Here is a 24,856-nt window from a genome sequence, read left to right as displayed (position 1 = left end):
TATATATGTTGTCAAAAGAGTTTATGAGTCACCTCAAGGTAAATAGCCAGTAAAAGTATTCCCAGACTTGTATATAAGTACAACTCCCGATTTAAAACTCTTCCAACAACATGACCGATCATTTCATGAAGGGCTACATATGATAAAGATCCAATAGCTACGCCCATAAAGAGACCATTTAGTAGATGCGATTGATAAGAAACCATACCGAACCAGGCCGATAGCGTTAAAATAATTGTTACAGAGCTTGCTGCTAAGATCATAAACGACCGATGTAATCCGTTCATTCTAGTGAGTATATACAACGCCACTCCCTCTGGTAAGTGATGGATAAATAAGGCTAGCAGTAATGACATGCCAATTCCGCTACTAACTGACGTCATTCCAAGAGCGATCCCGACTGGGATATTGTGCGAGATGACAGCAAGAACGAAAGCAAACACTGGAAGGTAACTCTTGTCTTGAAACTTTCTGTGAACCACTTGCTCTGTCCAAATAAAGAAAAGAACAGAAAGCGACGCACCTGCAAGTAGTGCCCAAAACGAATACGAACGAACGCTTTCTGGTATCAGTTCAAAGGAAATCACGCCGATGAGCATACCACCACAAATCAGATAAAGAGCTTCCAAACGATGTTGATAATAGGTAAATGCCACCTTCCCTGCAGTAGCTCCTATCAAAAGACCCCCGAAGCCTATCATAAATAAACTTGTGAACAGTGAAGTGTTCATTGGCGTCTTTCCCTCCTCAAAGATAAGCTTATTCTTCCACTTGTCCTATTAGCGAATTTTATTATCAAGAAACGAAAGTTATGAATTTAAAAAGCCGAAGAAAGGATTCACTCCCTTCTTCGGCTTTTTATTTAGACAATGTCATATCCTTGTTCTTCTACCGCTTCATTCATTTCCGAAACGCTAACGCTAGAAGCATTATAAGAAACTTTTGCCGTTCCTTCTTCTACGTTCACATTTACTTCTGAAACTCCTTCAAGTTCCTGTAAAGCAGTTGTTACTGCTGCTTTACAATGATCACATGTCATTCCTTCAATTTTTAATGTTGTTTGTTCCATCCTGATTCTCCTCTCAATGAATTATAGTTTCACTCGCTTCAAACGAAGGGAATTGGTTACGACTGATACAGAGCTAAAGGCCATAGCAGCCCCCGCAACCCAAGGTGCTAGTAAACCAATTGCAGCAATTGGAATCCCAATTGAATTATAGAATAACGCCCAGAATAGATTCTGGCGAATATTCCGCATCGTTTTACGGCTTAAATGAATCGCCTTTGCAATGTTTTCAAGATCGCCACCAACAAGTGTAACGTCTGCTGTCTCAATGGCGACATCTGTTCCGGTTCCAATTGCCATTCCTATATCGGCTGTTGCAAGTGCTGGCGCATCGTTAATGCCATCCCCTACCATCGCCACTCGTTTTCCTTGTGCCTGTAATTCCTTCACCTTAGTAGCCTTTTCCTCAGGAAGTACTTCTGCAAACACACCATTTAGGTTCACTTGCCGCCCGATAGCTTCAGCCGTCCGTTTATTGTCACCTGTAATCATATATACATCGATTCCAAGGGATCTCATTTCCTCAATAGCGCTTTTCGACGTTTCTTTCACCGTATCTGCAACAGCGATAATTCCCTGTACGCGACCGTCAAATGCAACAAACATGGCTGTCTTCCCGTCAAGTTCATATGTTTTCATTTGTTCTTCATGAGTGGAATAAGGAATTTGCTCTCGTTCCATAAGTTTTCGAGTCCCAACAAGAACCTGATTTCCTTTGACAGTAGCAACAATACCGTGACCTGGTATAGTTTGAAACTGCTCAGCTTCAGCTAAAGTAACATTGTGATTCGCGCCATATTGAACAATGGACCTTGCTAGAGGATGCTCGGAAGCTTTCTCAGCGGCAACCAATTGTTCGAGCACCGTTTTCTCATCGAGGTCAAAAGCAACAAAGTCCGTTACTTCAGGCTTTCCCTTTGTGATTGTACCGGTTTTATCAAGTAAAATTGCATCAATTTTATGAGTGGCTTCTAAAAATTCGCCACCTTTAAACAGAATCCCTTGCTCAGCACCCTTCCCAGTCCCTACCATAATAGAAGTTGGTGTAGCTAATCCTAGTGCACAAGGACATGCGATAACGAGCACCGCAATCCCCGCTTCAAGTGCCTGTGGCAAATTGTAAGGATTGACTAGTAAATACCAAACTAGAAACGTAATCGCTGCGATCCCTACCACAATAGGGACAAATATGCCTGAAATCACATCTGCTAAACGTTGGATCGGTGCCTTTGAACCCTGCGCTTCTTCAACAATCTTAATGATTCCAGCAAGAGCGGTGTCTTTCCCCACTTTTTCAGCACGCATTGTTAAAGTCCCATTTTCATTAATCGTAGAGCCAATCACACTCGCCCCTACTTCTTTCTCAATGGGAATGGATTCACCTGTAATCATGGACTCATCTACGGATGAATTCCCTTTTTCCACGATACCGTCTACTGGTATTTTTTCACCCGGGCGAACGACGATTCGATCAGCTACCTGAACCTGATCGACAGGTACTTTCACTTCAGCGCCTTCTCGAATAACACTCGCTTCTTTTGCTTGAAGGTTTAGTAATTTGGTAATGGCCTGCGTCGTTCTCCCTTTCGCTAGATCTTCAAATAACTTCCCTACTAAGATGAGCGTGATCAGAATGGCGCTTGTTTCGAAATAAAGCGACGGATTGTATCCTTCTGTCAAATAACTTCTGATTCCTTCAATAACACTATAAAAATAAGCGGCTGAAGTCCCAAGCGCAACAAGAACGTCCATATTTGCGCTTTTATTTACTAAGGCACGATAAGCCCCAGTGTAAAATGGAGCACCTATTACAAATTGAACAGGTGTTGCTAAAAGAAACTGAAACCATGGTTCCATAAGAAGATGAGGAACAGGAATAGGCAACTCCCCAGGTATATGGGCAAGCATCGTTAACAGAAGCGGAAGAGAAAGAAGAGCTGAAATCAATAATCGACGTTTCTTCTTCATAATTTCATCATCTTTATGGCTTTTTTGATTTTCACGATTCTCTTTAATCACCGCTTCATAACCAAGTTTTTTCACCTTCTGGAGAATGTCATCTAACGTCACTTCTCCCGGCTGATATTCGACAACGCCAGACTCTGTTGTTAAGTTAACCGAAGCAAGCTCAACACCCTTCGTACGATTTAAGCCTTTTTCGATTCTTGTGGAGCAAGCTGCACAGGTCATTCCGTGAATATCAAGCTCCACTTTTTCTTTCCGAACCCCATAGCCTAGTTTTTCAATTTTCCTTACGATATCTTCTGTCTTCACTTGATCGTAATCATACAAGATTGTTGCTTTTTCCATCGTTAAATTGACGTTTGCCTCGACACCATCCATTTTATTTAATACCTTCTCGATTCTTGATGAGCAAGAAGCACATGTCATCCCCGTCACATCAAGAGAGAGTTGTTTCTTCGAATCCATCTGACTCACCTCTTTATTTAGAGAACTGCTGAATCACTTTCATTAATTCCTCTATTTGCTCATCTCCATTACCTTCTTGTATGGAACTAGCAACACACGTTTTTGTATGACGTTCAAGCAACGTATAGCCGACCTTTTTTAAGGCAGCCTGAATGGCAGACAGCTGAATAAGAATATCCACGCAATAGCGATCATCTCCAACCATTTTCTGAATCCCGCGTATTTGGCCTTCGATTCGCTTCAATCGGTTCTGCAGCTGCTGTTTCTCTTCATCCGTTCTCGGTTCAGTTGGCTTTTTATCCGGCTGTAAAGGGATGTTTAGTTCATCTGTCAATCCGATCATCTCCTCTAATTTAGCTTATTATCAATATACCCCCCTTAGGTATAATAGTCAACCAAAACACATGTAAAAGAATCCCACAACTTTGCAGGATTCTTTATGAAATATATATTGAATTGGCCTTCAAGCCACTTTCTCTTATCCCCTCTCAAGTGGTAATGTCATACATCGTATTCCTCCACCACCGTTTTCTAATTCACCTACCTCTATCTCAATAAGCTTCTTTTTACGAAGGGTAGGATGATTTTTAAGAATAGATTTATTTGTTTTCGTACTAATCAATAGCGTCTCAGGATTTAAATTCAAGAAATTAATATCTGCAACAGTATGTTTGATCTCAGAGGTCCATTCGACTTCATATCCATGTCGCTCTAAAAAATCACCCGTCATCTCATATCGAAAATCATTTTCGGTCACAACCTGTACAGGGAGATACCTCATATAGCTTTTCGCTATAAATATACTCTCTCCCACTACATTACAATTCATATCAAGATGCATCGTATCTGGACGTCGTGGTAGATCAATAACACCGATTTCCTGGAACCCCGCATTAAAAATACTCCCTTGCAGTGCTTCTATACTTTCAATGCTTGTCCGAATCCCAGAATTAATAAAAACAGCATCCTTATTAAGTATCATGACATCTCCATATTCCAATGCCTTTAACTGATTATTTGATTGAATTTGAAACGTCCGCTCATCAAACCACTGTTGAAATAACCTGTGGCTTTGAAAATATTCAGGTCGCCTCATGGAAGTTCCTGCTGCTCCCGGAAGAATCGTATTTCCAAATACACAAGCAAGATCACGTACAAAAATACGATTGATTAATTTTTCATTTAATAGAAGGTCTTCTCGTAATAAATGAACGGAATAATCAATAACATGAACGCCAGCATCCTCCATTGCGCGAATCATTTCTTCATGATTTTCTTGCGCCTTCTTTTGTTTCACTGCTTTTTCCCACTGCACATCTGTAGCAGTTTGCTGATCTGGTACATCTAAGTGTGAAGGAGAACAAACGACAACCGTTTTTAATTCTCCATATTCATTCCAACAATTCGGATGGATGTTCATTCAACCAAACTCCTTTATCATACATAGTCTCCTTACTTTCTCCTCATCCGAAGAAAAGATTCTCCAATTCAAGAAACACACATAAACACTGCCAGTGATTCTCAAACTAAAGAAGATAAGAGGGGGATGCAATAATGAGTAAATCGACAAATCACGAAAAGAAATTAACCTGGTGGCAAATGTCGTTTATAGGGGTAGGGTGTATTATCGGGACCGGGTATTTCCTTGGTTCTAGTATCACGATTGAAAAAGCAGGCTATCTCGTTTTATTGGCTTATTTTCTGGCCGCGATCGGCACATGGATTGTTTATGAAGCACTTGCGAAATTAACTGCTGAACATCCAGAAAAAGGGTCTTTTCGCACTTATGCAAAACAAGCTTTTGGCCAATGGGCCGGCTTTAGTAACGGCTGGGTATACTGGTCATCTGAAATGCTTATTATGGGAAGTCAACTAACAGCCCTCGCTCTATTTGCACAGTTTTGGTTTCCGAAAGCTCCTTTATGGCTCACCGCATCTGTATTCGCTTCACTTGGCCTTATCGTTATTCTTATCGGTGTTCAACTCGTAGAAAAAATGGAGAACGTATTTGGGGTAATGAAGATTGCTGCCATTGTGATGTTTCTCGCTATCGGAATCGCCTCCTTATTTGGATGGCTTGAACCACAAAAAGGTAACGCTGGAATTGAAATCACGTCAAAAGACTTTCTCACAGGTAGCGCAATGGGTCTCTGGGTTGCCCTTATTTATGCGTTCTATGCATTTGGTGGAATTGAAGTGATGGGACTGATGGCGAATGAGCTTGAAGATCCCAAAAATGCCCCAAAAGCTGGAAAGATCATGCTTTTAGTCTTAACGTTTCTTTACGTAATGTCTTTTTTCGTTGTGTTAAAACTTATTCCGATCAAAAGCATTGATCCGAATGAAAGTCCATTTTTAACAGCTTTAACTCAATTTCATCTACCCTGGATCCCACACGTATTTAATGCGACCCTCATTATTGCCGGTTTCTCCACTATGGTCGCTTCCCTATATGCCGTAACGACCATGCTAGTAACACTTGCTGAAGAAAATGATGCACCTGCCCTCTTTGCAAAGAAAAGCAGGAAGATTCCTCTTCCTGCTTTTGGTCTCACGACTCTAGTCGTCTTACTTTCAATTGTTGTTGCACTACTTTTACCGGAGAACATCTTTGAGTATTTGACGACAGCTGCTGGTTTAATGCTTCTCTATAATTGGATGTTCATTCTTTTTTCATATCGGAAACTAACCAAAACTACGTTTAAAGATCATTTGAAAATTGGAACCGGCGTAGTCCTGATTGGTACAGCTATTTCAGGAACGTTATTTGACCATATTAGCCGGGCTGGATTTTTGGTTAGTTTATGCTTTCTAGTTCTCATTGCCGGGGCAACTTTTCTGAAAATGAAAAGAAAACACAGTTAAGAGCGAATGCTCTTCCACTTGTTTTTCATCGCCATAAAGGGACACTTGGAAAGAGAAGAATCATCATCAGATAGAAAATATTGCTCCCATTCATAATTATCTTGTTGACCGTACCACTTCAAGGCGGGGTGAGCTGGAATCCCATCGTAAGAAACCAACCGTTGCCGGATCGCTTTTTTAAGCTTTTGACCAAATGTTGTTTCTGCATTAATTTCATCAAAAACCCATCTTGGTTGAAAAGCAATCAGAAAAGATGGAAACTGACGACTCTTTCGAACTTGGTGAGCTGGTGTCGCACAGAATGCAAAATACGGTTCTCCGTTGAAGCAGAACTCCCATTTAGGATCATGTGGGTCTTTAGGGATATGTTCTGGCCACTGCGCCTCATCAAGCTCATGTAAACTGTTTAGTAGCGACCAGAATAATTCCTGGTATTGATCTACTTCGGCTTTTTGTTTCTGTAACGTCGTGGAGTCAAAAAAAACAACAAGAGAGGCATATTTCCCCGTTTCCCTCGCTACTTCCCCGTACTGTTTCAACAATGTAGCTAACTGTACACTTGCTACGTCTGTTGTAGGATCTTCCGCAAATCCAAATCGTAAATTATCTTGATGGAACCCCTGCTTCCCAGGAATGCAAGGGTAAGGTTGTTCACGATCTGATAACATCGCTCCAAAATGAGCAAATGCAGTTCGCTTCCAACCTTCCATTCCTTCTCCATGTTCATCAATCCATGATTTCGTATATAGTTCCAAACGGAATCCCTCCTTAACACTACACGCGTTATCCTATTAGGAGGGACAAAAAGAGGTGCCAGTCTATCCAAGGAACAACCTAACAGCTTGCATACCGAAATAGAGTCCAAATCCGATTAACGTGATACCGGATAAGATCGATATTCGCTTCAAAATAAATGGATTTACCCACGCTCGTGCACCTGCTGATGCACTCGCCATTGTGAGATCCCATAGGGTGATACCTAAAAAAATGCCCGTACTATAAAGAAACAGTTGGGCGGCACCAAACATACTAGATGTTTGGGCTAGAATCGAACCATAAATGCCAAGCCAGAACAAAATGTTCAGCGGATTTGAGATTGCGATAAAAAAACCAGTTCGAAACGATTTGCGGTTCGTTTCATATCGACCACTTGTCTGCTTAAGTCCAATTGAATCAGCCTTCACGATATTTTCAATTCCTGTATACGTTAAAACAAAAAAACCAAACAGCCAAAGAAATGTTTTCATAAACGGCGTCTCAATGACATGAGCAAGTCCAAAGTAAATGAGCATCATAAATACGCCATCCGCTACCATAGCTCCAAACCCTACTAACCAGGCATTCATAAAGCCAAATCGAATCCCCCTGTCCAGCTGTGCCGCATTAATCGGTCCCATTGGAGCTGAAAGGGAAAGTCCTAACAATATGTAGCTTACAAAGATACTCATACGCCTCCACCCTTCTTCGTATTCGTATCATTGTATTCGGACATGCTTTTAAGTAGTCGAAAAAAGAGAGGCGAGTCATTTTTTAACAATGATAACCAAAAATAAAACGGCCCTCCCTAGTAAGGAAAGGCCGTTCTAATCAATCTATGGTTACTCTACCGTAACTGATTTAGCAAGGTTTCTTGGCTTATCTACGTCGCATTCTCTGTGTAGCGCTGCATAGTATGCAAGTAATTGAAGCGGTACAACAGAAGCTAGCGGAGTAAGATGCTCATGCACTTCATCAAGGACGATGGTGTCGCCTTCTTCTTCAAGGCCAGCAAGAGAAATAATGCATGGTGATGCCCCACGAGAAACGACTTCTTGTACGTTTGAACGGATGCTTCCATTCACGTGCTTCTGCGTAGCAAGAGCAATAACAGGAGTACCTTTCTCAATTAGAGCAATCGTACCGTGCTTCAATTCACCGCCTGCGAATCCTTCAGCTTGAATGTAAGAAATTTCCTTAAGTTTAAGAGCTCCTTCAAGACAAACGTAGTAATCTACGCCGCGACCAATAAAGAATGCATTACGTGTAACTGAAAGGAAGTTACGTGCAACTGTTTCGATCATTTCCTTCTGGTCAATCATGGACTCCATCGCTGTTGCAACGATTCCAAGCTCCTGAATTGGGTTGAAATCAAGCTTAATGCCTTTTGCCTGAGCAGTATCAACAGCAAGTAGTGTTAGTACAGCCATTTGTGCAGTATAAGCTTTTGTTGAAGCAACTGCAATTTCAGGGCCTGCATGTGTGTGCAGCGTATAGTCAGCCTCACGAGAAAGCGTTGATCCTGGAACATTCGTAATCGTAAGAGATTTGAATCCTTTTTTCTTCACGTTCACAAGTACGCCACGGCTATCTGCCGTTTCACCACTTTGTGAAATAAAGATAAAGAGTGGTTTCTGTGAAACAAGCGGCATGTTGTATAAGAACTCACTTGCGATGTGCACTTCAACAGGAACCTCAGCGATGTTCTCGATTAGCTGTTTACCAACAAGGCCAGCATTGTAACTAGTGCCACACGCAATGATATAAATACGATCTGTGTCTTTCATCGCTTCACGAATATCTTCATCAAGTTTGATGTTATCATTCTCATCTTTGTACTTTGTAATAATGTTACGAATCGCAAGCGGCTGTTCGTCAATTTCTTTAAGCATATAGTGAGGGTATGTTCCCTTTTCTATATCACTTGCGTCGATTTCAGCTGTGAATGGTTCGCGTTCCATTACTTTTCCACTCATATCTTTAATTGTGACAGAATCACGCTTCACAATCACTACTTCTTCATCCATAAGCTCGATGAATTTACTTGTTACTTGAAGCATAGCCATTGAGTCACTTGCTACTACGTTGAAATCATCGCCGATTCCAACTAGAAGCGGACTCTTATTTTTCGCTACGTAGAGCGTTTCTGGATTATGATTGTCAATAAGTGCAAGTGCATATGAACCGTGAAGTTCATTCAATGTTTGATGGAAAGCATCTTCAACAGACATATTTTGATCTTCAACAAGAGTAGCAATAAGTTGAACAACTACTTCTGTATCTGTAGCACTTACGAAATTAACTTCGGATAAGAAGTCACGTTTGATTTGTTGATAGTTTTCAATTACACCGTTGTGAACAAGCGTGAAGCGTTCAGTTGAGCTCTGATGTGGATGAGCATTTACCTGACTAGGTTCACCGTGTGTTGCCCAGCGTGTATGTCCAATACCTGCTGTCGCTTCCACACTTGTATCCACTTTTTTTCTAAGGTCAGCAATACGACCTTTTTCTTTAAAAAGGTGGAGTCCACCGTCATTAAGAAGCGCAATACCTGCTGAATCGTACCCTCTGTACTCAAGCTTCTCCAGACCTCGTAATAGAATTTCTTTAGCATCCTGATTTCCAATATATCCAACAATACCGCACATGTAAAAGTCCTCCTTCAATTGAAGGAGCAGGCATACAACGGGGCAGACCTGCCCCTTCTTTTCCGATTAATAGCTTTTTTGTCACCATAGTTTTGCTTTTGTTCAGAAAGTCACCTCTCTGTTTTTCACAAAACCATTCGATTGTGGTGGAGCAATCGAGAGGTATCCGCCGATGATCGATAAACCTCTTCCTCGTCAACTGTTTTCTACCGTTCGAAAACAGTCCAGGCGCTTTTATATCAAAAGTAACCCAACTTTCCTCTCTTTCCCTTTTAGAATAAAAACCAAACATACTTCTATATTATATCAATTGTAAAAAGCTGGTCAATTCTTTTTTCTAGAACAAGTCGTTCTCGCTATAATTTGCTCTATTTTGACTCATTTTAATGAGAAAATCACTTGTGAAAATTCCCCTATATATAAAAATATGCATGGGTAGCTTTTTCCGTGCTTCCCATGCATACCTTTCGTACAAACTTTTCATTTTTGTCGATTACGCTCCAAGTTCTTCTTTCACCATAGATACAACGCGATCGACGTACTCATCACATAGATCTTTTGTAGGGGCTTCAGCCATGACGCGAACAAGAGGCTCCGTTCCGGATGGACGAACAAGAATACGCCCTTCTCCGTTCATGTCGCTTTCTACTTGCTGAATCGTTTCTTGAATACGCTCGTTTGAATCTACCTTGTTTTTATCTGTTACCTTCACATTCACAAGAGATTGAGGGTACTTCTTCATTTCTCCAGCAAGCTCTGACAACGGTTTGTTTGTCACTTGCATAATGTTAGCAAGCTGAAGTGCTGATAGCATACCATCACCTGTCGTGATGTGATCAAGGAAAATAATATGTCCAGACTGCTCTCCGCCAAGGTTGTAGCCTTCTTTACGCATTTCTTCCATCACATAACGATCGCCTACCTTAGTTTGAAGCGATGTTACACCTGACTCTTCCATCCCTTTATGGAATCCAAGATTGCTCATAACAGTTGAAACAACCGTATCATGACGTAAACGCTTTTGATCTTTCATGAATTTAGCGCAGATAAACATAATCTGATCGCCATCTACAATATCTCCATTTTCATCAACGGCAATAAGACGGTCTCCATCTCCATCAAATGCAAAGCCTACGTTGGCATTCTTTTCTTTCACAAATTCAGCCAGTGTTTCTGGATGCGTCGATCCGACACCGTCGTTAATATTTGTTCCAGTAGGATTTGTACCTATAGTGGAAATATCAGCTTCAAGATCAGCGAATAAATGAGCTGCAAGCGAAGACGTTGCACCATGTGCACAGTCGAGCGCAATGTGAAGTCCAGAGAAATCTTCATCAATTGTTTGTTTCAAATACTGAAGGTACTTCTGACAACCTTCGAAGTAATCACTAACGATACCTAGATCAGCACCTGTAGGACGTGGTACAAGATCCTCATCGCTATCAATAAGCGCTTCAATTTCTTCTTCCTGAACATCTAAAAGCTTAAAGCCGTCCGGGCCAAAAAACTTAATTCCGTTATCCCCAACTGGATTGTGGGAAGCAGAAATCATTACTCCCGCTTGAGCACTTAGTGCCTTCGTTAAATGAGCAACTCCTGGCGTAGAAATGACACCAAGACGCATTACTTCAGCCCCAATGGAAAGAAGACCGGCAACTAGCGCCCCTTCAAGCATATATCCAGAAATACGCGTATCGCGTCCGATTAAAATCTTAGGTTTCTCGGTCTCTTTCGTTAAGACATACCCACCGAGACGGCCCAGTTTAAATGCAAGTTCAGGGGTAAGCTCTGTATTAGCTATCCCTCTTACACCGTCAGTACCAAAATATTTACCCATCGTTATACTCTCTCCTTTATTATCGCGCAGTTCCAACTATTAGGAAGGACTATTCTCTATTTGCAGCGTTACCTTCTTGGATGAACCGGACCAGCGAACATAAGACGGTCCGTTCCATTGTAATTCAAGTTCATGTTCTCCCTCGGAAAGACCACTTGCATCAATATAAGCCTGAAAATCATCATTCTGAATATTTTCAAGCACGCTAGATACACCATATATCTTCATATCCGTAGATCCCGTTTCAGGTTCTGAAATATTTGCTGTTAACCCATCAGATACTCCAGTTACTTTAATTGGTACATCTTCAAATGCTTTTTCATCTTCTTTACCAACTTTAATTTTTGCTTCAACCGTTTCTGGATCTACTTTTTTCATTCCGTCCGGAACTGGTACATCAAGCTCAACCGTTGTATCCTTTGTTATTTTTGATAGATCAAGTGGAATACCGTCCAGAAACTCTAGTTTGCCAAGTTCCTCTTCAGGACCAAAGACAGAAACCTCCGAAGGTTCAAGGTCAATCGATGAGATACTAACACCGTCAGGAAGCTTTCCTTTTTGATCTAGTTTAATCGGCACCTTTTTGTAAGGGGCAGTAATTGGTACTTTTACATCAACTACGGCAGGATCGATCGATACCCCCTGTATTTCTTCCATATTCGCATCATACACATTTAGTGTTATTCTTTCATTAACTTCTTCTTTTGCACCGCTCACATTTACATAGCCTCTAACAAATGCAATTTGCTCAAGCTTGGAATTTGCACCAGTAACTGTAACGGTTTTAGGTGAAACGATCGGTTCTTCTGTCGCATACCCTTCCGAAAGCTCATCTTCCTTCAACAAGTTAATTCCAGCTTGAAAAGTACTCGATTTTTTCTCTTCAATCGTCACAGAAACTCTAACTGGATCAATCGCGACATCTACATTTTCAGGAAAATCTCTGTGTTTTACTGTAACAAGATGTTGACCTGGTGTTAAATTGCGCAAATCGACATAGACCTCTTTATTCGTTAACTTTGATAGCATTAAACCATCTGTGCGGCCTTCAACAATGACATCTACGGTTTCAGGTAAATCAGAAACCACTACGCTATCTTCATCGTATAGCACTTCAAGCTCCATATCTGGTAAACGTTCTGTTTCTGTTTGTTGAGTAAGTAATCCATTAGGATCAGTAGTAGACCCATCAGGCATCGCAACAATCGTGTAAAGCATGAGAGCGAGAAGAAAAGAGATGATTTTGACAAACCAGTTGCTCGTTAACAATTTGTCCATTACTTTTTCCCCCTCCAATTACTAAAGCGGTTGGAAGTCTCAGTCTTAGACACAGAAGGATTTAGCTCAGCATTAAGAAGATCACGTAATACCTCTTCAGATAAATTTCGATGAAGTTCTCCGTTCTTTGTCAGGGAAATACTCCCTGTTTCTTCAGACACAATGAGTGTTAGGCTATCTGTTACTTCACTTATTCCAAGAGCAGCTCTGTGCCTTGTACCGAGTTCCTTCGAAATAAAAGGACTCTCTGAAAGTGGCAAATAACATGCTGCAGCTAAAATTTCATCCTTCTTTAGAATAACCGCTCCATCATGAAGTGGTGTATTCGGAATGAACACATTAATTAAAAGTTCAGAAGTTAATTTTGCATTCATAGGAATACCTGTCTCTACATAGTCATTGAGACCTGTTTCCCGCTCAATGGATATTAATGCGCCAATTCTTCTCTTACCCATATAGGATGATGACTTAATAATGGCTTCCACCATTTTATTCGTCTCTTCCTCTTCAACAGCGGAGCGAGCAAACAATCGACCGCGTCCTAACTGCTCAAGTGCTCTTCGAAGCTCAGGTTGGAAAATAATAATGATGGCAAGTAGTCCATAAAGAACGACCCGCTCTAGAATCCAATGTAGCGTGTTCAGTTCGAAAAAACTACTTAAGAACCATGCGGCAATAATGACCGTAATTCCCTTAAGAAGCTGAACAGCCTTCGTGCCGCGAATAAGCATAATAATTTTATATATCACATACGTAACGAGCAAAATATCAATAATCTCAGTTATGTAATCAAGTACATTTACATTTCCAACAGGCAGCACGGCTCTTCCTCCAAACGTATTGTATTTAGCCTGAAGTTCACTTCTAGTGCATTGCTAAAATACATTTGTAACTTTTTAATTATATCATATTTTTGACAACTTCAAAAAAAGCACATCTCAATTAGTATGACATTTCATATAATTAGTAACTCTGTGATCAAATGTTGAGTTCGGGGGAGAAGAATCATTTTTTTACTACAGCAATAATTCACAAAAATAAACCGCCCTATAGGACGGTTTATTTTTGTTCATCATTTGTAAATACACTACCTATATCTTGAAAAAGGTGTTTCAGCTGAAACCACGTCCAGTCAAGAATATGATCCACCTCTTCGATTTCACCAGTTACCTGTCCAGCAGAGGCCATATACTGTTCTCCATTGATCACAAGAACATCACCTTTAACCTGTCCTTCAATTTCAAGATTACGGTTTTTTACTGTTAGATCTCCTTCAATGACTTCACCCTCAGGAACAATAACCGTATTCGTTTCCTGGTCAAATCTTAAATTACCAGAGAGCGCAGATAATTGATCCTCACTCGTCCATGATGAATAAACAGATCCTGCCATTAATACTAAGAATAAAATCGCCGCTGTTACGAATGGATGAGATTTCATCCATCGTTTCATCCAGACCGTGCGTTTCTCCTGTGGTAGCTGTTGCATTACCTTTGATGTAAAACCATCGGGTGCCTTCATAGAAGGTGAGCTGAGGAGAAACGATTCCGTTTTCTTCAGTTCTTCATAATGCTCTTTGCAATCATGACATGTCTTTAAATGATCAAATAGCTCTTTACGCTGTTGATCTGTAGCTTCTTCATCAAGTACATCATGCATAATTGCAACTATTTCTGCAGGGCATTTCATAGCTTCTCCCCCTTTCTTACTGCTCTCGAAGCTTCTTTCTAAGCGCTTCTCTACCCCGATGTATTCGGGTTTTGACCGTTCCTACTGGTAAATCCAGAATTTCACTGATTTCCTTTAGCGATAACTCCTGAATATACTTTAAAGTTATAGCACTTCGATACTTAGCTGGCAAACTTAGAATAGCCTGATGTATCCCATCCTGTGCCTCTAACGATACAACTTCATCATCAGGTAATGGTTCATCAGTCGACACTTGAGAATACATTGTCAGACCTTCCGTTCCCGAAATTTCAGCATCGAGGTAATAATCCGGCTTTTTCTTTCGCATACGATCAATCGATAAGTTCGTGGCTATACGATATAACCAAGTAGAGAATTTTCGATCAATCTGATAGCGATCAATGTTCGTATAAGCACGAATGAATGCCTCTTGAGCCACATCCTCAGCTTCCTGCCTGTTACCAAGCATTCGGTATGTCAAAGCAAAGACTCGATCTTTATAGAGCTCTACTAACTCCCCAAATGCATTATGGTCCCCTTTTCTTACTTTCAACACGATTCTTTTTACGATTGCATCCATTTTTTCAACCCCCGCTGATTCCTGCGGCTATTATAGTTACGTATCAGGAAAAACAAAGTTTCACTTTTTCTAAAAAAACATTTTCTAATCTTTCCTTATTCTATCACGTTTGAATTACTGTTTTTAATGAAAATACATAATTTTCTAGTGAAAATAGTTTATTTTTTTAATATATAGGGTATAAAGCTATAAATTATTGAGAGGGTGGTTCGGCTCATGGAAAGGTTGAATCGAAAAATAAGCTTTCAAATAAAAAGCGAGAAAGATCATCTCCTTCAAGAAATTGAGGCTTCCCGCAATAAAATGAATTTATTAGCAAGGAACAAACCACTTAGTTCTTCCGAAATAATTGAAATTAGCACTTATCTGGACTATCTATTAAACGAATATGATCAATGTCGAAATAAAAAAACAGCGGCTTTATCTTAAGATAAAGTCGCTGCCTTTGTGTTTATTTTAATTTTTCCCCAAATAAAGATCCCATTAAAGCGACGGCAACAGTAGCCGTTTTATTTTTCTCGTCTAAAATAGGATTCACTTCAACGAATTCTGCAGAAGTTAAAATGTTTGATTCTGCAAGCATTTCCATCGCAAGATGACTCTCACGATAGCTAATTCCTCCAAGTACTGGTGTACCTACTCCAGGAGCATCGTGCGGATCAAGTCCATCAAGGTCAAGACTTAAATGCACCCCATCAGTGTCTTTCGATACATACTCGATAGCCTCTTCCATTACTTGCGTCATACCCATACGGTCAACTTCATGCATCGTATATACTTTAATACCTTTTTCTTTAATCAGTTTACGCTCACCATCATCAAGAGAACGAGCTCCGATAATCACAATGTTTTCTGGTTTAATTTTAGGTGAATATCCTGAAATGCTAGTTAAAGACTCATCACCAATACCAAGACTAACTGCAAGTGGCATTCCATGAATATTTCCTGATGGTGACGTTTCGGAGTTATTTAAATCACCATGCGCATCGTACCAAATAACGCCTAAATTTTCATAATTACGTGCTACACCGGCAAGAGTGCCAATAGCAATACTATGATCTCCACCAAACACTAGTGGAAAGCGCTTTCGATTAATCACTTCATTTACAACATTTGAAAGCTTTTCGCTAGCATCAGCAACTTCTTTCAAATTTTTAAGTTGATGATCCTGTTCTTCTGGACGCTTTTCTGGCCTTCCTATTTCAATATCCCCAAGATCTTCAATATCGTAATTCAAATTTGATAACCGTTCTACAATTCCAGCATATCTGATCGCACTTGGACCCATGTCTACCCCGCGTCTCATTTGGCCAAGATCCATTGGTACTCCTATAATCGAAAGTTTATTATTCATTATGTAGCCTCCTCGTATCCTAGTCTAGCTCTATTCTACCCATATTCCAGTAAATGACTCAACCTGACATAAAATACGAATAAATATTCATACAATTACGTAAATTGATGTTCTTTACGGATAAATATAAGGAACAGTAGCCTGGCCGTGGAGGATCTGAATCATATATCATCTGCAAGGCGCATTAGAAATAGAAAAGTTTCCTACTTCAAAATGATTTTATGACATAAAAAAAACCCTAAACATTGTTTAAGGAAAATGGTGGAGCCTAGCGGGATCGAACCGCTGACCTCCTGCGTGCAAGGCAGGCGCTCTCCCAGCTGAGCTAAGGCCCCATTTGGAGCGGGTGATGGGGATCGAACCCACGACATCAGCTTGGAAGGCTGAGGTTTTACCACTAAACTACACCCGCATATAAAGTTTGGAGCGGAAGACGGGATTCGAACCCGCGACCCCCACCTTGGCAAGGTGATGTTCTACCACTGAACTACTTCCGCATATGGTGAGCCATGAAGGACTCGAACCTTCGACCCTCTGATTAAAAGTCAGATGCTCTACCAACTGAGCTAATGGCTCTTACTGGTGGAGGGGGACGGATTCGAACCGCCGAACCCTGAGGGAGCGGATTTACAGTCCGCCGCGTTTAGCCACTTCGCTACCCCTCCACTGGAAAAATGGTGCCGGCCAGAGGACTTGAACCCCCAACCTACTGATTACAAATCAGTTGCTCTACCAATTGAGCTAGGCCGGCAAATATATAGTATTAACAAATAAAAAAGAGTGCACTCTACTGAGTACTCCTGAAGGTAAAGCAATTATTAAGAAAAATGGTGGAGGATGACGGGCTCGAACCGCCGACCCTCTGCTTGTAAGGCAGATGCTCTCCCAGCTGAGCTAATCCTCCACAGAGTATAGATAAATTAAATTGGTGACCCGTACGGGATTCGAACCCGTGTTACCGCCGTGAAAGGGCGGTGTCTTAACCGCTTGACCAACGGGCCATGTCCTGGAGCTTCCAACCGGATTCGAACCGATGACCCCTTCCTTACCATGGAAGTGCTCTACCTGCTGAGCTATGGAAGCATAATGGCTCCACAGGTAGGATTCGAACCTACGACCGATCGGTTAACAGCCGATTGCTCTACCACTGAGCTACTGTGGAATATTGGTCAGCCTGGCAACGTCCTACTCTTGCAGGGGGAGATCCCCCAACTACCATCGGCGCTGAAGAGCTTAACTTCCGTGTTCGGCATGGGAACGGGTGTGGCCTCTTCGCCATCATTACCAGACTAATCAAAGGTTGTTCCACTAGAAAGTGTTTAACCAAGGACAAGATATATCTTACTATATTTCTTTATAAAGATCAAGAAAAATTTTCATTCCTTGAAAACTAGATAGCACGCACAACGTTTTCCAATAACAATGTCTAGTTCCGCAGGCTACATTCTTGCCCATTTCACTCTTTCACTTCAGGCGAAAAGCGCCTTACGTTCAAGAGCTCCAATGGTCTACGAAAGTGACCAAGCCTGCTTTACTTTTCGTTTTTAGGTTAAGCCCTCGATCGATTAGTATTCGTCAGCTCCACGTGTTGCCACGCTTCCACCCCGAACCTATCTACCTCATCATCTCTAAGGGATCTTACCAGCTTCATGCTGTGGGAAATCTCATCTCGAGGGGGGCTTCATGCTTAGATGCTTTCAGCACTTATCCCTTCCACACGTAGCTACCCAGCTATGCTCCTGGCGGAACAACTGGTACACCAGCGGTGTGTCCATCCCGGTCCTCTCGTACTAAGGACAGCTCCTCTCAAATTTCCTGCGCCCGCGACGGATAGGGACCGAACTGTCTCACGACGTTCTGAACCCAGCTCGCGTACCGCTTTAATGGGCGAACAGCCCAACCCTTGGGACCTACTTCAGCCCCAGGATGCGATGAGCCGACATCGAGGTGCCAAACCTCCCCGTCGATGTGGACTCTTGGGGGAGATAAGCCTGTTATCCCCAGGGTAGCTTTTATCCGTTGAGCGATGGCCCTTCCATGCGGAACCACCGGATCACTAAGCCCGACTTTCGTCCCTGCTCGACTTGTAGGTCTCGCAGTCAAGCTCCCTTGTGCCTTTACACTCTGCGAATGATTTCCAACCATTCTGAGGGAACCTTTGGGCGCCTCCGTTACACTTTAGGAGGCGACCGCCCCAGTCAAACTGCCCACCTGACACTGTCTCCGCACCGGATCACGGTGCTGGGTTAGAATGTCAGTACAGCCAGGGTAGTATCCCACCGACGCCTCCATCGAACCTGGCGGTCCGACTTCTATGGCTCCTACCTATCCTGTACAAGCTGTACCAAAATCCAATATCAGGCTACAGTAAAGCTCCATGGGGTCTTTCCGTCCTGTCGCGGGTAACCTGCATCTTCACAGGTACTATAATTTCACCGGGTCTCTCGTTGAGACAGTATCCAAGTCGTTGCACCTTTCGTGCGGGTCGGAACTTACCCGACAAGGAATTTCGCTACCTTAGGACCGTTATAGTTACGGCCGCCGTTTACTGGGGCTTCGATTCAGAGCTTCTCCCGTAAGGGATAACCCCTCCTCTTAACCTTCCAGCACCGGGCAGGTGTCAGCCCCTATACTTCGCCTTACGGCTTTGCAGAGACCTGTGTTTTTGCTAAACAGTCGCTTGGATCTTTTCACTGCGGCTCCCCTGGGCTATAAACCCGAGGAAGCACCCCTTCTCCCGAAGTTACGGGGTCATTTTGCCGAGTTCCTTAACGAGAGTTCTCCCGATCGTCTTAGGATTCTCTCCTCGCCTACCTGTGTCGGTTTGCGGTACGGGCACCTTTTTCCTCACTAGAGGCTTTTCTTGGCAGCGTAGAATCAAGGACTTCGGTACTAAATTTCCCTCGCCATCACGACTCAGCCTTCATGGTGAACGGATTTGCCTATTCACCAGCCTAATCGCTTGGACGCGCATTTCCAGTAGCGCGCTCTCCCTATCTTTCTGCGTCCCCCCGTCGTTCAAACGGAAAGGAGGTGGTACAGGAATATCAACCTGTTATCCATCGCCTACGCCTTTCGGCCTCGGCTTAGGTCCCGACTAACCCTGAGCGGACGAGCCTTCCTCAGGAAACCTTGGGCTTTCGACGGACAAGATTCTCACTTGTCTTTCGCTACTCATACCGGCATTCTCACTTCTAAGCGCTCCACCAGTCCTTTCGGTCTGACTTCACAGCCCTTAGAACGCTCTCCTACCATTGTCGTAAGACAATCCACAGCTTCGGTGATACGTTTAGCCCCGGTACATTTTCGGCGCAGCGTCACTCGACCAGTGAGCTATTACGCACTCTTTAAATGATGGCTGCTTCTAAGCCAACATCCTGGTTGTCTAAGCAACGCCACATCCTTTTCCACTTAACGTATACTTTGGGACCTTAGCTGGTGGTCTGGGCTGTTTCCCTCTCGACTACGGATCTTATCACTCGCAGTCTGACTCCCGCGGATAAATCGTTGGCATTCGGAGTTTGACTGGATTCGGTAATCCGGTAAGGACCCCTAGTCCAATCAGTGCTCTACCTCCAAGATTCTTGCCGCGAGGCTAGCCCTAAAGCTATTTCGGAGAGAACCAGCTATCTCCAGGTTCGATTGGCATTTCACCGCTACCCACACCTCATCCCCGCATTTTTCAACATGCGTGGGTTCGGGCCTCCATTCAGTGTTACCTGAACTTCACCCTGGACATGGGTAGATCACCTGGTTTCGGGTCTACGACCACGTACTATTTCGCCCTATTCAGACTCGCTTTCGCTGCGGCTCCGCCTTCTCAGCTTAACCTTGCACGGGATCGTAACTCGCCGGTTCATTCTACAAAAGGCACGCTGTCACCCATTAACGGGCTCCAACTAGTTGTAGGCACACGGTTTCAGGTTCTTTTTCACTCCCCTTCCGGGGTGCTTTTCACCTTTCCCTCACGGTACTGGTTCACTATCGGTCACTAGAGAGTATTTAGCCTTGGGAGATGGTCCTCCCGGATTCCGACGGGGTTTCACGTGTCCCGCCGTACTCAGGATCCGTCTCGGAGGGCATCGGATTTTGACTACAGGATTGTTACCTTCTCTGATGGACCTTTCCAGGTCGCTTCGTCTATCCGTGCCTTTGTAACTCCAAAGAGACGTCCTACAACCCCAGAGGGCAAGCCCTCTGGTTTGGGCTGATTCCGTTTCGCTCGCCGCTACTCAGGAAATCGCGTTTGCTTTCTCTTCCTCCGGGTAATGAGATGTTTCAGTTCCCCGGGTCTGCCTTCCATTCCCTATGTATTCAGAAATGGATACCATCCTATTAAAGATGGTGGGTTCCCCCATTCGGAAATCTCCGGATCAAAGCGTACTTACAGCTCCCCGAAGCATATCGGTGTTCGTCCCGTCCTTCTTAGGCTTCTAGTGCCAAGGCATCCACCGTGCGCCCTTAGTAGCTTAACCTTCGATTTGTTAGGCATTACTGCCATAACGCATCAGTTATTACTAAGTTATTGCATAAAAAATAATTATTGGATGTCGTTGTTTGTGCTATCTAGTTTTCAAGGAACAAGGTTACTACTTGAATCCGCCTAAGCTTCATCACTTCACCTGGTTTGAAAGAATAAATCATTCTTTCAAAACTAAACGAAACGCTCATGTAAGGTTGGTAACGTAAGTTACCTTCGTAATTCTCCATAGAAAGGAGGTGATCCAGCCGCACCTTCCGATACGGCTACCTTGTTACGACTTCACCCCAATCATTTGTCCCACCTTCGGCGGCTGGCTCCATAAAGGTTACCCCACCGACTTCGGGTGTTACAAACTCTCGTGGTGTGACGGGCGGTGTGTACAAGGCCCGGGAACGTATTCACCGCGGCATGCTGATCCGCGATTACTAGCAATTCCGGCTTCATGCAGGCGAGTTGCAGCCTGCAATCCGAACTGAGAACGGCTTTATGGGATTCGCTTCACCTCGCGGTGTTGCTGCCCTTTGTACCGTCCATTGTAGCACGTGTGTAGCCCAGGTCATAAGGGGCATGATGATTTGACGTCATCCCCACCTTCCTCCGGTTTGTCACCGGCAGTCACCTTAGAGTGCCCAACTAAATGCTGGCAACTAAGATCAAGGGTTGCGCTCGTTGCGGGACTTAACCCAACATCTCACGACACGAGCTGACGACAACCATGCACCACCTGTCACTCTGTCCCCCGAAGGGGAACGTCCTGTCTCCAGGATTGTCAGAGGATGTCAAGACCTGGTAAGGTTCTTCGCGTTGCTTCGAATTAAACCACATGCTCCACTGCTTGTGCGGGCCCCCGTCAATTCCTTTGAGTTTCAACCTTGCGGTCGTACTCCCCAGGCGGAGTGCTTAATGTGTTAACTTCAGCACTGAGGGTGGAACCCCCCAACACCTAGCACTCATCGTTTACGGCGTGGACTACCAGGGTATCTAATCCTGTTTGCTCCCCACGCTTTCGCGCCTCAGCGTCAGTTACAGACCAGAGAGCCGCCTTCGCCACTGGTGTTCCTCCACATATCTACGCATTTCACCGCTACACGTGGAATTCCACTCTCCTCTTCTGCACTCAAGTCCTCCAGTTTCCAATGACCCTCCACGGTTGAGCCGTGGGCTTTCACATCAGACTTAAAAGACCGCCTGCGCGCGCTTTACGCCCAATAATTCCGGACAACGCTTGCCACCTACGTATTACCGCGGCTGCTGGCACGTAGTTAGCCGTGGCTTTCTGGTTAGGTACCGTCAAGGTACCGCCCTATTCGAACGGTACTTGTTCTTCCCTAACAACAGAGCTTTACGACCCGAAGGCCTTCGTCACTCACGCGGCGTTGCTCCGTCAGACTTTCGTCCATTGCGGAAGATTCCCTACTGCTGCCTCCCGTAGGAGTCTGGGCCGTGTCTCAGTCCCAGTGTGGCCGATCACCCTCTCAGGTCGGCTACGCATCGTCGCCTTGGTAAGCCATTACCTTACCAACTAGCTAATGCGCCGCGGGCCCATCCTGCAGTGTTAGCTCGAAAGCCAACTTTCAACATTGCACCATGCGGTGCGATGTATTACCCGGTATTAGCTCCGGTTTCCCGGAGTTATCCCAGTCTGCAGGGCAGGTTGCCCACGTGTTACTCACCCGTCCGCCGCTAAGATCAGGGAGCAAGCTCCCATCTCTTCGCTCGACTTGCATGTATTAGGCACGCCGCCAGCGTTCGTCCTGAGCCAGGATCAAACTCTCCGATAGAAAGCCTAATCTAGCTTTAAAACAATGTTTTGTTTCCTTAGAAACAACTACTTACATGGCGTTTCGTTCAGTTTTCAAAGATCAATTTGTTTCTTTCAATGTCGTTTTCAGCGACTTTATTAATATACCATATTAACTCCGTCAGCGTCAATAACTTTTTTGAAATTCTTTTTGGCGTCAACCGCATTGTTGCGGCGACCTATATAAATATACAGGTAGTTGTACTATTTGGCAAGGGGTATTTTAAATTAATTTGTACTTTTTTTCAAAATCCGCCTATACTTCGAAATCTCCGCTTCTGTAGCCGTTCTTTTATAGATACCTAATAGAAGGTGATATCGTTCTTCCATCGCTCTTTTAATTAGTCCATCGATTCGATTGTTATCCAGGTCTAACAGTAGCTCTTCCATTTCTCTTTTAAGTAAGTATTCGATTTCCTTCATCTCTTTAAAGTTTACTAAGAATCCAATCATCTGAACCTCTCCTTCCTCAAACCAGTATGACCTAAGCTTTTAAGAAATATGTGTCTCCTCTAGAGTTTGTACATAGTTAAGAAACTTTTCGCATATGAATGGGACAAAGGGGGTGCATGATGAGGTTTTTTTGGATTTGGAATGGCATGCGAATAAAGCAAGGACTGATTATAGTTACAGCCGCTTTCTTTGCTGCAATTATTCTTTTTATTGAAGGTGGGGACCTCGCTGTATTTACAAATAACAACGTCCCGCTCGCAATTGATCACGTGAAAAGCGAGGATAAACGTCTTGCATTAACCTTTGATATTAGTTGGGGCGAGACAAAAGCTCTACCTATTCTTGAAGAGCTAAAACAAAATAAAGTGAAAGCCTCATTCTTCATTTCGGGAGCCTGGGCTGAACGCCACCCTGAAATTGTTGAGCAAATTGCAAAAGATGGACACGAAATCGGGAACCTTGGATATCGATATGAGAACTATACGTCAATGAAGGACGAGGAAATAAAAAAGGACATTATTCGTTCTAATGAAGCAATCAAAAAAGTAACAGATGACCAACCAGAATTACTAAGACCACCAAATGGAAACTTTGATAAACGTGTTCTTATTCTATCTGAGAAGTTTAATTACACAGTCATTCATTGGAGTCTCGATTCAGAAGACTGGAAAAACCCAGGAGTAGACAAAATTGTTCAGAATGTAACAACACAAGCTGATCCGGGAGATATCATTCTTATGCATGCATCTGATTCCGCTAAACAAACAGTTGAAGCCATTCCAGAAATGATCTCTCTTCTAAAAAAGGAAGGCTATTCTTTTGTCACAGTCAGTGAACTCGTATCTAATGCAAAAATAAATACCAAGGAAGTAAAATAAGCAGCCCTCCGATTAGGAGAGCTGCTTTTGTGTATTAAGCTTCTTTTCGAATTAATCGATGAAGTGTTAGCAATTGCCATACATTACTCACCAATAGCGGAATCAAAATAAGCCAGAGCCATTTTGGATCATTACTTTGCAGGCCAGGAATCCACTCAAGAATAGTTACAACAACAATAAAGAAAAGAGCTGGAATAAAGGCCTGCTTATTCGTTTCTTTTTGCTTAATATATGCTGTTACCAATCCAATAATCAAAATAAAAAGAGCGGTCAAGATATAACTTAGAATACTCTCTCCTTTTTCAGCAAAAACAGCATAGCGGAAGTAGACAAGATCGAATAGAGCGACCGCAATAAGTACGACTTGTATCGTATTCCAAAGCTTTACTGATTTAAAGATACCAAGACCAAAACGATGAATTGTTAAATAGGCAAAGAATCCCATCTGACTAATCAAACTAAAGATACTAGATACTCCCAGTAACCAGAGTATCACAATGAGGAACGAAACAAATTCTCCATTTTTCAGATCCGTCCAATACTGTGACCAATCTAAAACAATCCCTGTGAGCATACCTGCTGTTGATCCAATCAGAAGGGTTGTAAAAAATAAGTAAACAAGATTTCTTGTTTTCAAAATCAAACCCCCGTAAACGTTAATGGTGCTTCTATGTTGAATTGTACCAATGCCACTTTTAAATTGCCACCCTTCCTTTATTCACCGGGTATAAATTCACA

The 24,856-nt window shown here is 42.9% G+C and carries 19 protein-coding genes, 10 tRNA genes and 3 rRNA genes; 3 read left to right on the top strand and 29 right to left on the bottom strand.

The window, feature by feature from the left end; translation table 11 throughout:
- Positions 1-11: 11 nt before the first annotated feature.
- The 5 genes from AC0VYH_RS01075 to AC0VYH_RS01055 all read right to left on the bottom strand — a co-directional run bounded on the left by AC0VYH_RS01075 (position 12) and on the right by AC0VYH_RS01055 (position 4,916).
- Entirely contained in the window at positions 12-731 is a 720-nt protein-coding gene (locus AC0VYH_RS01075) for a ZIP family metal transporter (protein WP_475373188.1), read from the bottom strand.
- A 131-nt stretch (positions 732-862) separates the two neighbouring features.
- On the bottom strand, positions 863-1,069 hold the full coding sequence (gene copZ / locus AC0VYH_RS01070; RefSeq protein ID WP_194222535.1) for a copper chaperone CopZ: 207 nt from the start codon (positions 1,067-1,069) through the stop codon (positions 863-865).
- A 21-nt stretch (positions 1,070-1,090) separates the two neighbouring features.
- Positions 1,091-3,496 carry a heavy metal translocating P-type ATPase gene (locus AC0VYH_RS01065; RefSeq protein WP_475373187.1) on the bottom strand — a complete coding sequence of 802 codons (2,406 nt, stop codon included), beginning with the start codon at positions 3,494-3,496 and terminating at the stop codon, positions 1,091-1,093.
- A 13-nt stretch (positions 3,497-3,509) separates the two neighbouring features.
- Positions 3,510-3,839: a metal-sensing transcriptional repressor gene (locus tag AC0VYH_RS01060; RefSeq protein WP_303535692.1), complete on the bottom strand. Its 330-nt coding sequence runs from the start codon at positions 3,837-3,839 to the stop codon at positions 3,510-3,512.
- A gap of 135 nt (positions 3,840-3,974) precedes the next feature.
- A complete protein-coding gene (locus tag AC0VYH_RS01055) occupies positions 3,975-4,916 on the bottom strand; it encodes an arginine deiminase family protein (RefSeq protein ID WP_475373186.1) in 942 nt (313 codons plus the stop codon).
- A gap of 134 nt (positions 4,917-5,050) precedes the next feature.
- On the opposite strand from AC0VYH_RS01055, the gene AC0VYH_RS01050 reads away from it, so the two are divergent.
- Positions 5,051-6,361: an amino acid permease gene (locus tag AC0VYH_RS01050; RefSeq protein WP_475373185.1), complete on the top strand. Its 1,311-nt coding sequence runs from the start codon at positions 5,051-5,053 to the stop codon at positions 6,359-6,361.
- Here AC0VYH_RS01050 and AC0VYH_RS01045 read toward each other — a convergent pair.
- From AC0VYH_RS01045 to sigW, 8 genes are all read right to left on the bottom strand, one after another.
- Positions 6,358-7,116: a YqcI/YcgG family protein gene (locus AC0VYH_RS01045; RefSeq protein ID WP_242057456.1), complete on the bottom strand. Its 759-nt coding sequence runs from the start codon at positions 7,114-7,116 to the stop codon at positions 6,358-6,360. The genes AC0VYH_RS01050 and AC0VYH_RS01045 overlap by 4 nt on opposite strands.
- 63 nt (positions 7,117-7,179) lie before the next feature.
- Positions 7,180-7,809: a LysE family transporter gene (locus AC0VYH_RS01040; protein WP_303535682.1), complete on the bottom strand. Its 630-nt coding sequence runs from the start codon at positions 7,807-7,809 to the stop codon at positions 7,180-7,182.
- A gap of 150 nt (positions 7,810-7,959) precedes the next feature.
- The gene (gene glmS / locus AC0VYH_RS01035) at positions 7,960-9,765 is read right to left on the bottom strand and encodes a glutamine--fructose-6-phosphate transaminase (isomerizing) (protein ID WP_430246629.1); all 1,806 of its coding nucleotides are present in this window, start codon (positions 9,763-9,765) and stop codon (positions 7,960-7,962) included.
- A 493-nt stretch (positions 9,766-10,258) separates the two neighbouring features.
- The gene (gene glmM, locus AC0VYH_RS01030; protein WP_194222542.1) at positions 10,259-11,602 is read right to left on the bottom strand and encodes a phosphoglucosamine mutase; all 1,344 of its coding nucleotides are present in this window, start codon (positions 11,600-11,602) and stop codon (positions 10,259-10,261) included.
- Between the two features lie 39 nt (positions 11,603-11,641).
- Entirely contained in the window at positions 11,642-12,880 is a 1,239-nt protein-coding gene (locus tag AC0VYH_RS01025; RefSeq protein ID WP_475366296.1) for a CdaR family protein, read from the bottom strand.
- Complete coding sequence (gene cdaA, locus AC0VYH_RS01020; RefSeq protein ID WP_194222558.1) at positions 12,880-13,698, bottom strand: diadenylate cyclase CdaA; 819 nt, start codon at positions 13,696-13,698, stop codon at positions 12,880-12,882. Before cdaA ends, AC0VYH_RS01025 begins: the two co-directional genes overlap by 1 nt.
- A 241-nt stretch (positions 13,699-13,939) precedes the next feature.
- Positions 13,940-14,569 (bottom strand): anti-sigma factor family protein, encoded by a 630-nt coding sequence (locus AC0VYH_RS01015; RefSeq protein WP_303535674.1) that lies wholly within the window; start codon positions 14,567-14,569, stop codon positions 13,940-13,942.
- Positions 14,570-14,585: 16 nt separating this feature from the next.
- On the bottom strand, positions 14,586-15,149 hold the full coding sequence (gene sigW, locus AC0VYH_RS01010; RefSeq protein WP_194222545.1) for an RNA polymerase sigma factor SigW: 564 nt from the start codon (positions 15,147-15,149) through the stop codon (positions 14,586-14,588).
- Between the two features lie 216 nt (positions 15,150-15,365).
- On the opposite strand from sigW, the gene AC0VYH_RS01005 reads away from it, so the two are divergent.
- A complete protein-coding gene (locus tag AC0VYH_RS01005; protein WP_194222546.1) occupies positions 15,366-15,578 on the top strand; it encodes an aspartyl-phosphate phosphatase Spo0E family protein in 213 nt (70 codons plus the stop codon).
- A 22-nt stretch (positions 15,579-15,600) separates the two neighbouring features.
- Here the strand turns inward: AC0VYH_RS01005 and rocF are convergent, their stop codons facing one another.
- From rocF to AC0VYH_RS00930, 15 genes are all read right to left on the bottom strand, one after another.
- The gene (gene rocF, locus AC0VYH_RS01000; RefSeq protein ID WP_194222547.1) at positions 15,601-16,503 is read right to left on the bottom strand and encodes an arginase; all 903 of its coding nucleotides are present in this window, start codon (positions 16,501-16,503) and stop codon (positions 15,601-15,603) included.
- A gap of 259 nt (positions 16,504-16,762) precedes the next feature.
- Positions 16,763-16,838: transfer RNA gene (locus tag AC0VYH_RS00995), tRNA-Ala, on the bottom strand.
- Between the two features lie 3 nt (positions 16,839-16,841).
- Positions 16,842-16,915, bottom strand: a tRNA-Gly gene (locus tag AC0VYH_RS00990).
- A gap of 10 nt (positions 16,916-16,925) precedes the next feature.
- Positions 16,926-17,000: transfer RNA gene (locus AC0VYH_RS00985), tRNA-Gly, on the bottom strand.
- 3 nt (positions 17,001-17,003) lie between these two features.
- Positions 17,004-17,079, bottom strand: a tRNA-Lys gene (locus AC0VYH_RS00980).
- A 4-nt stretch (positions 17,080-17,083) separates the two neighbouring features.
- Positions 17,084-17,168: transfer RNA gene (locus AC0VYH_RS00975), tRNA-Tyr, on the bottom strand.
- Between the two features lie 10 nt (positions 17,169-17,178).
- A tRNA-Thr gene (locus AC0VYH_RS00970) sits at positions 17,179-17,254 on the bottom strand.
- 77 nt (positions 17,255-17,331) lie between these two features.
- A tRNA-Val gene (locus tag AC0VYH_RS00965) sits at positions 17,332-17,407 on the bottom strand.
- A 22-nt stretch (positions 17,408-17,429) separates the two neighbouring features.
- Positions 17,430-17,504 (bottom strand) — tRNA-Glu (locus tag AC0VYH_RS00960).
- A 6-nt stretch (positions 17,505-17,510) separates the two neighbouring features.
- Positions 17,511-17,586, bottom strand: a tRNA-Thr gene (locus AC0VYH_RS00955).
- A 4-nt stretch (positions 17,587-17,590) separates the two neighbouring features.
- Positions 17,591-17,665: transfer RNA gene (locus AC0VYH_RS00950), tRNA-Asn, on the bottom strand.
- 10 nt (positions 17,666-17,675) lie between these two features.
- Positions 17,676-17,792 (bottom strand): 5S ribosomal RNA (gene rrf / locus AC0VYH_RS00945).
- Positions 17,793-18,048: 256 nt separating this feature from the next.
- A 23S ribosomal RNA gene (locus tag AC0VYH_RS00940) occupies positions 18,049-20,978 on the bottom strand.
- A gap of 237 nt (positions 20,979-21,215) precedes the next feature.
- Positions 21,216-22,767: ribosomal RNA gene (locus AC0VYH_RS00935) — 16S ribosomal RNA — on the bottom strand.
- Together the 16S, 23S and 5S rRNA genes with 10 tRNA genes alongside form the textbook arrangement of a ribosomal RNA operon.
- Positions 22,768-23,015: 248 nt before the next feature.
- Positions 23,016-23,240, bottom strand: coding sequence for a hypothetical protein (locus tag AC0VYH_RS00930; protein WP_194220317.1), 225 nt, complete (start codon positions 23,238-23,240; stop codon positions 23,016-23,018).
- A 119-nt stretch (positions 23,241-23,359) separates the two neighbouring features.
- Here AC0VYH_RS00930 and pdaB point away from each other — a divergent pair, with 119 nt between their 5' ends.
- Positions 23,360-24,118, top strand: a complete 759-nt coding sequence (gene pdaB / locus AC0VYH_RS00925) for a polysaccharide deacetylase family sporulation protein PdaB (protein ID WP_194220316.1) — start codon at positions 23,360-23,362, stop codon at positions 24,116-24,118.
- A 34-nt stretch (positions 24,119-24,152) separates the two neighbouring features.
- Here the strand turns inward: pdaB and AC0VYH_RS00920 are convergent, their stop codons facing one another.
- Positions 24,153-24,755 (bottom strand): KinB-signaling pathway activation protein, encoded by a 603-nt coding sequence (locus AC0VYH_RS00920; protein WP_475366295.1) that lies wholly within the window; start codon positions 24,753-24,755, stop codon positions 24,153-24,155.
- Positions 24,756-24,856 lie beyond the last annotated feature (101 nt).

It is taken from the genome of Anaerobacillus sp. QJM3NY_32, from assembly GCF_056173645.1.
Note: the sequence above shows the minus strand (reverse complement) of the source record. Positions and strands in the feature narration are given on the sequence as shown.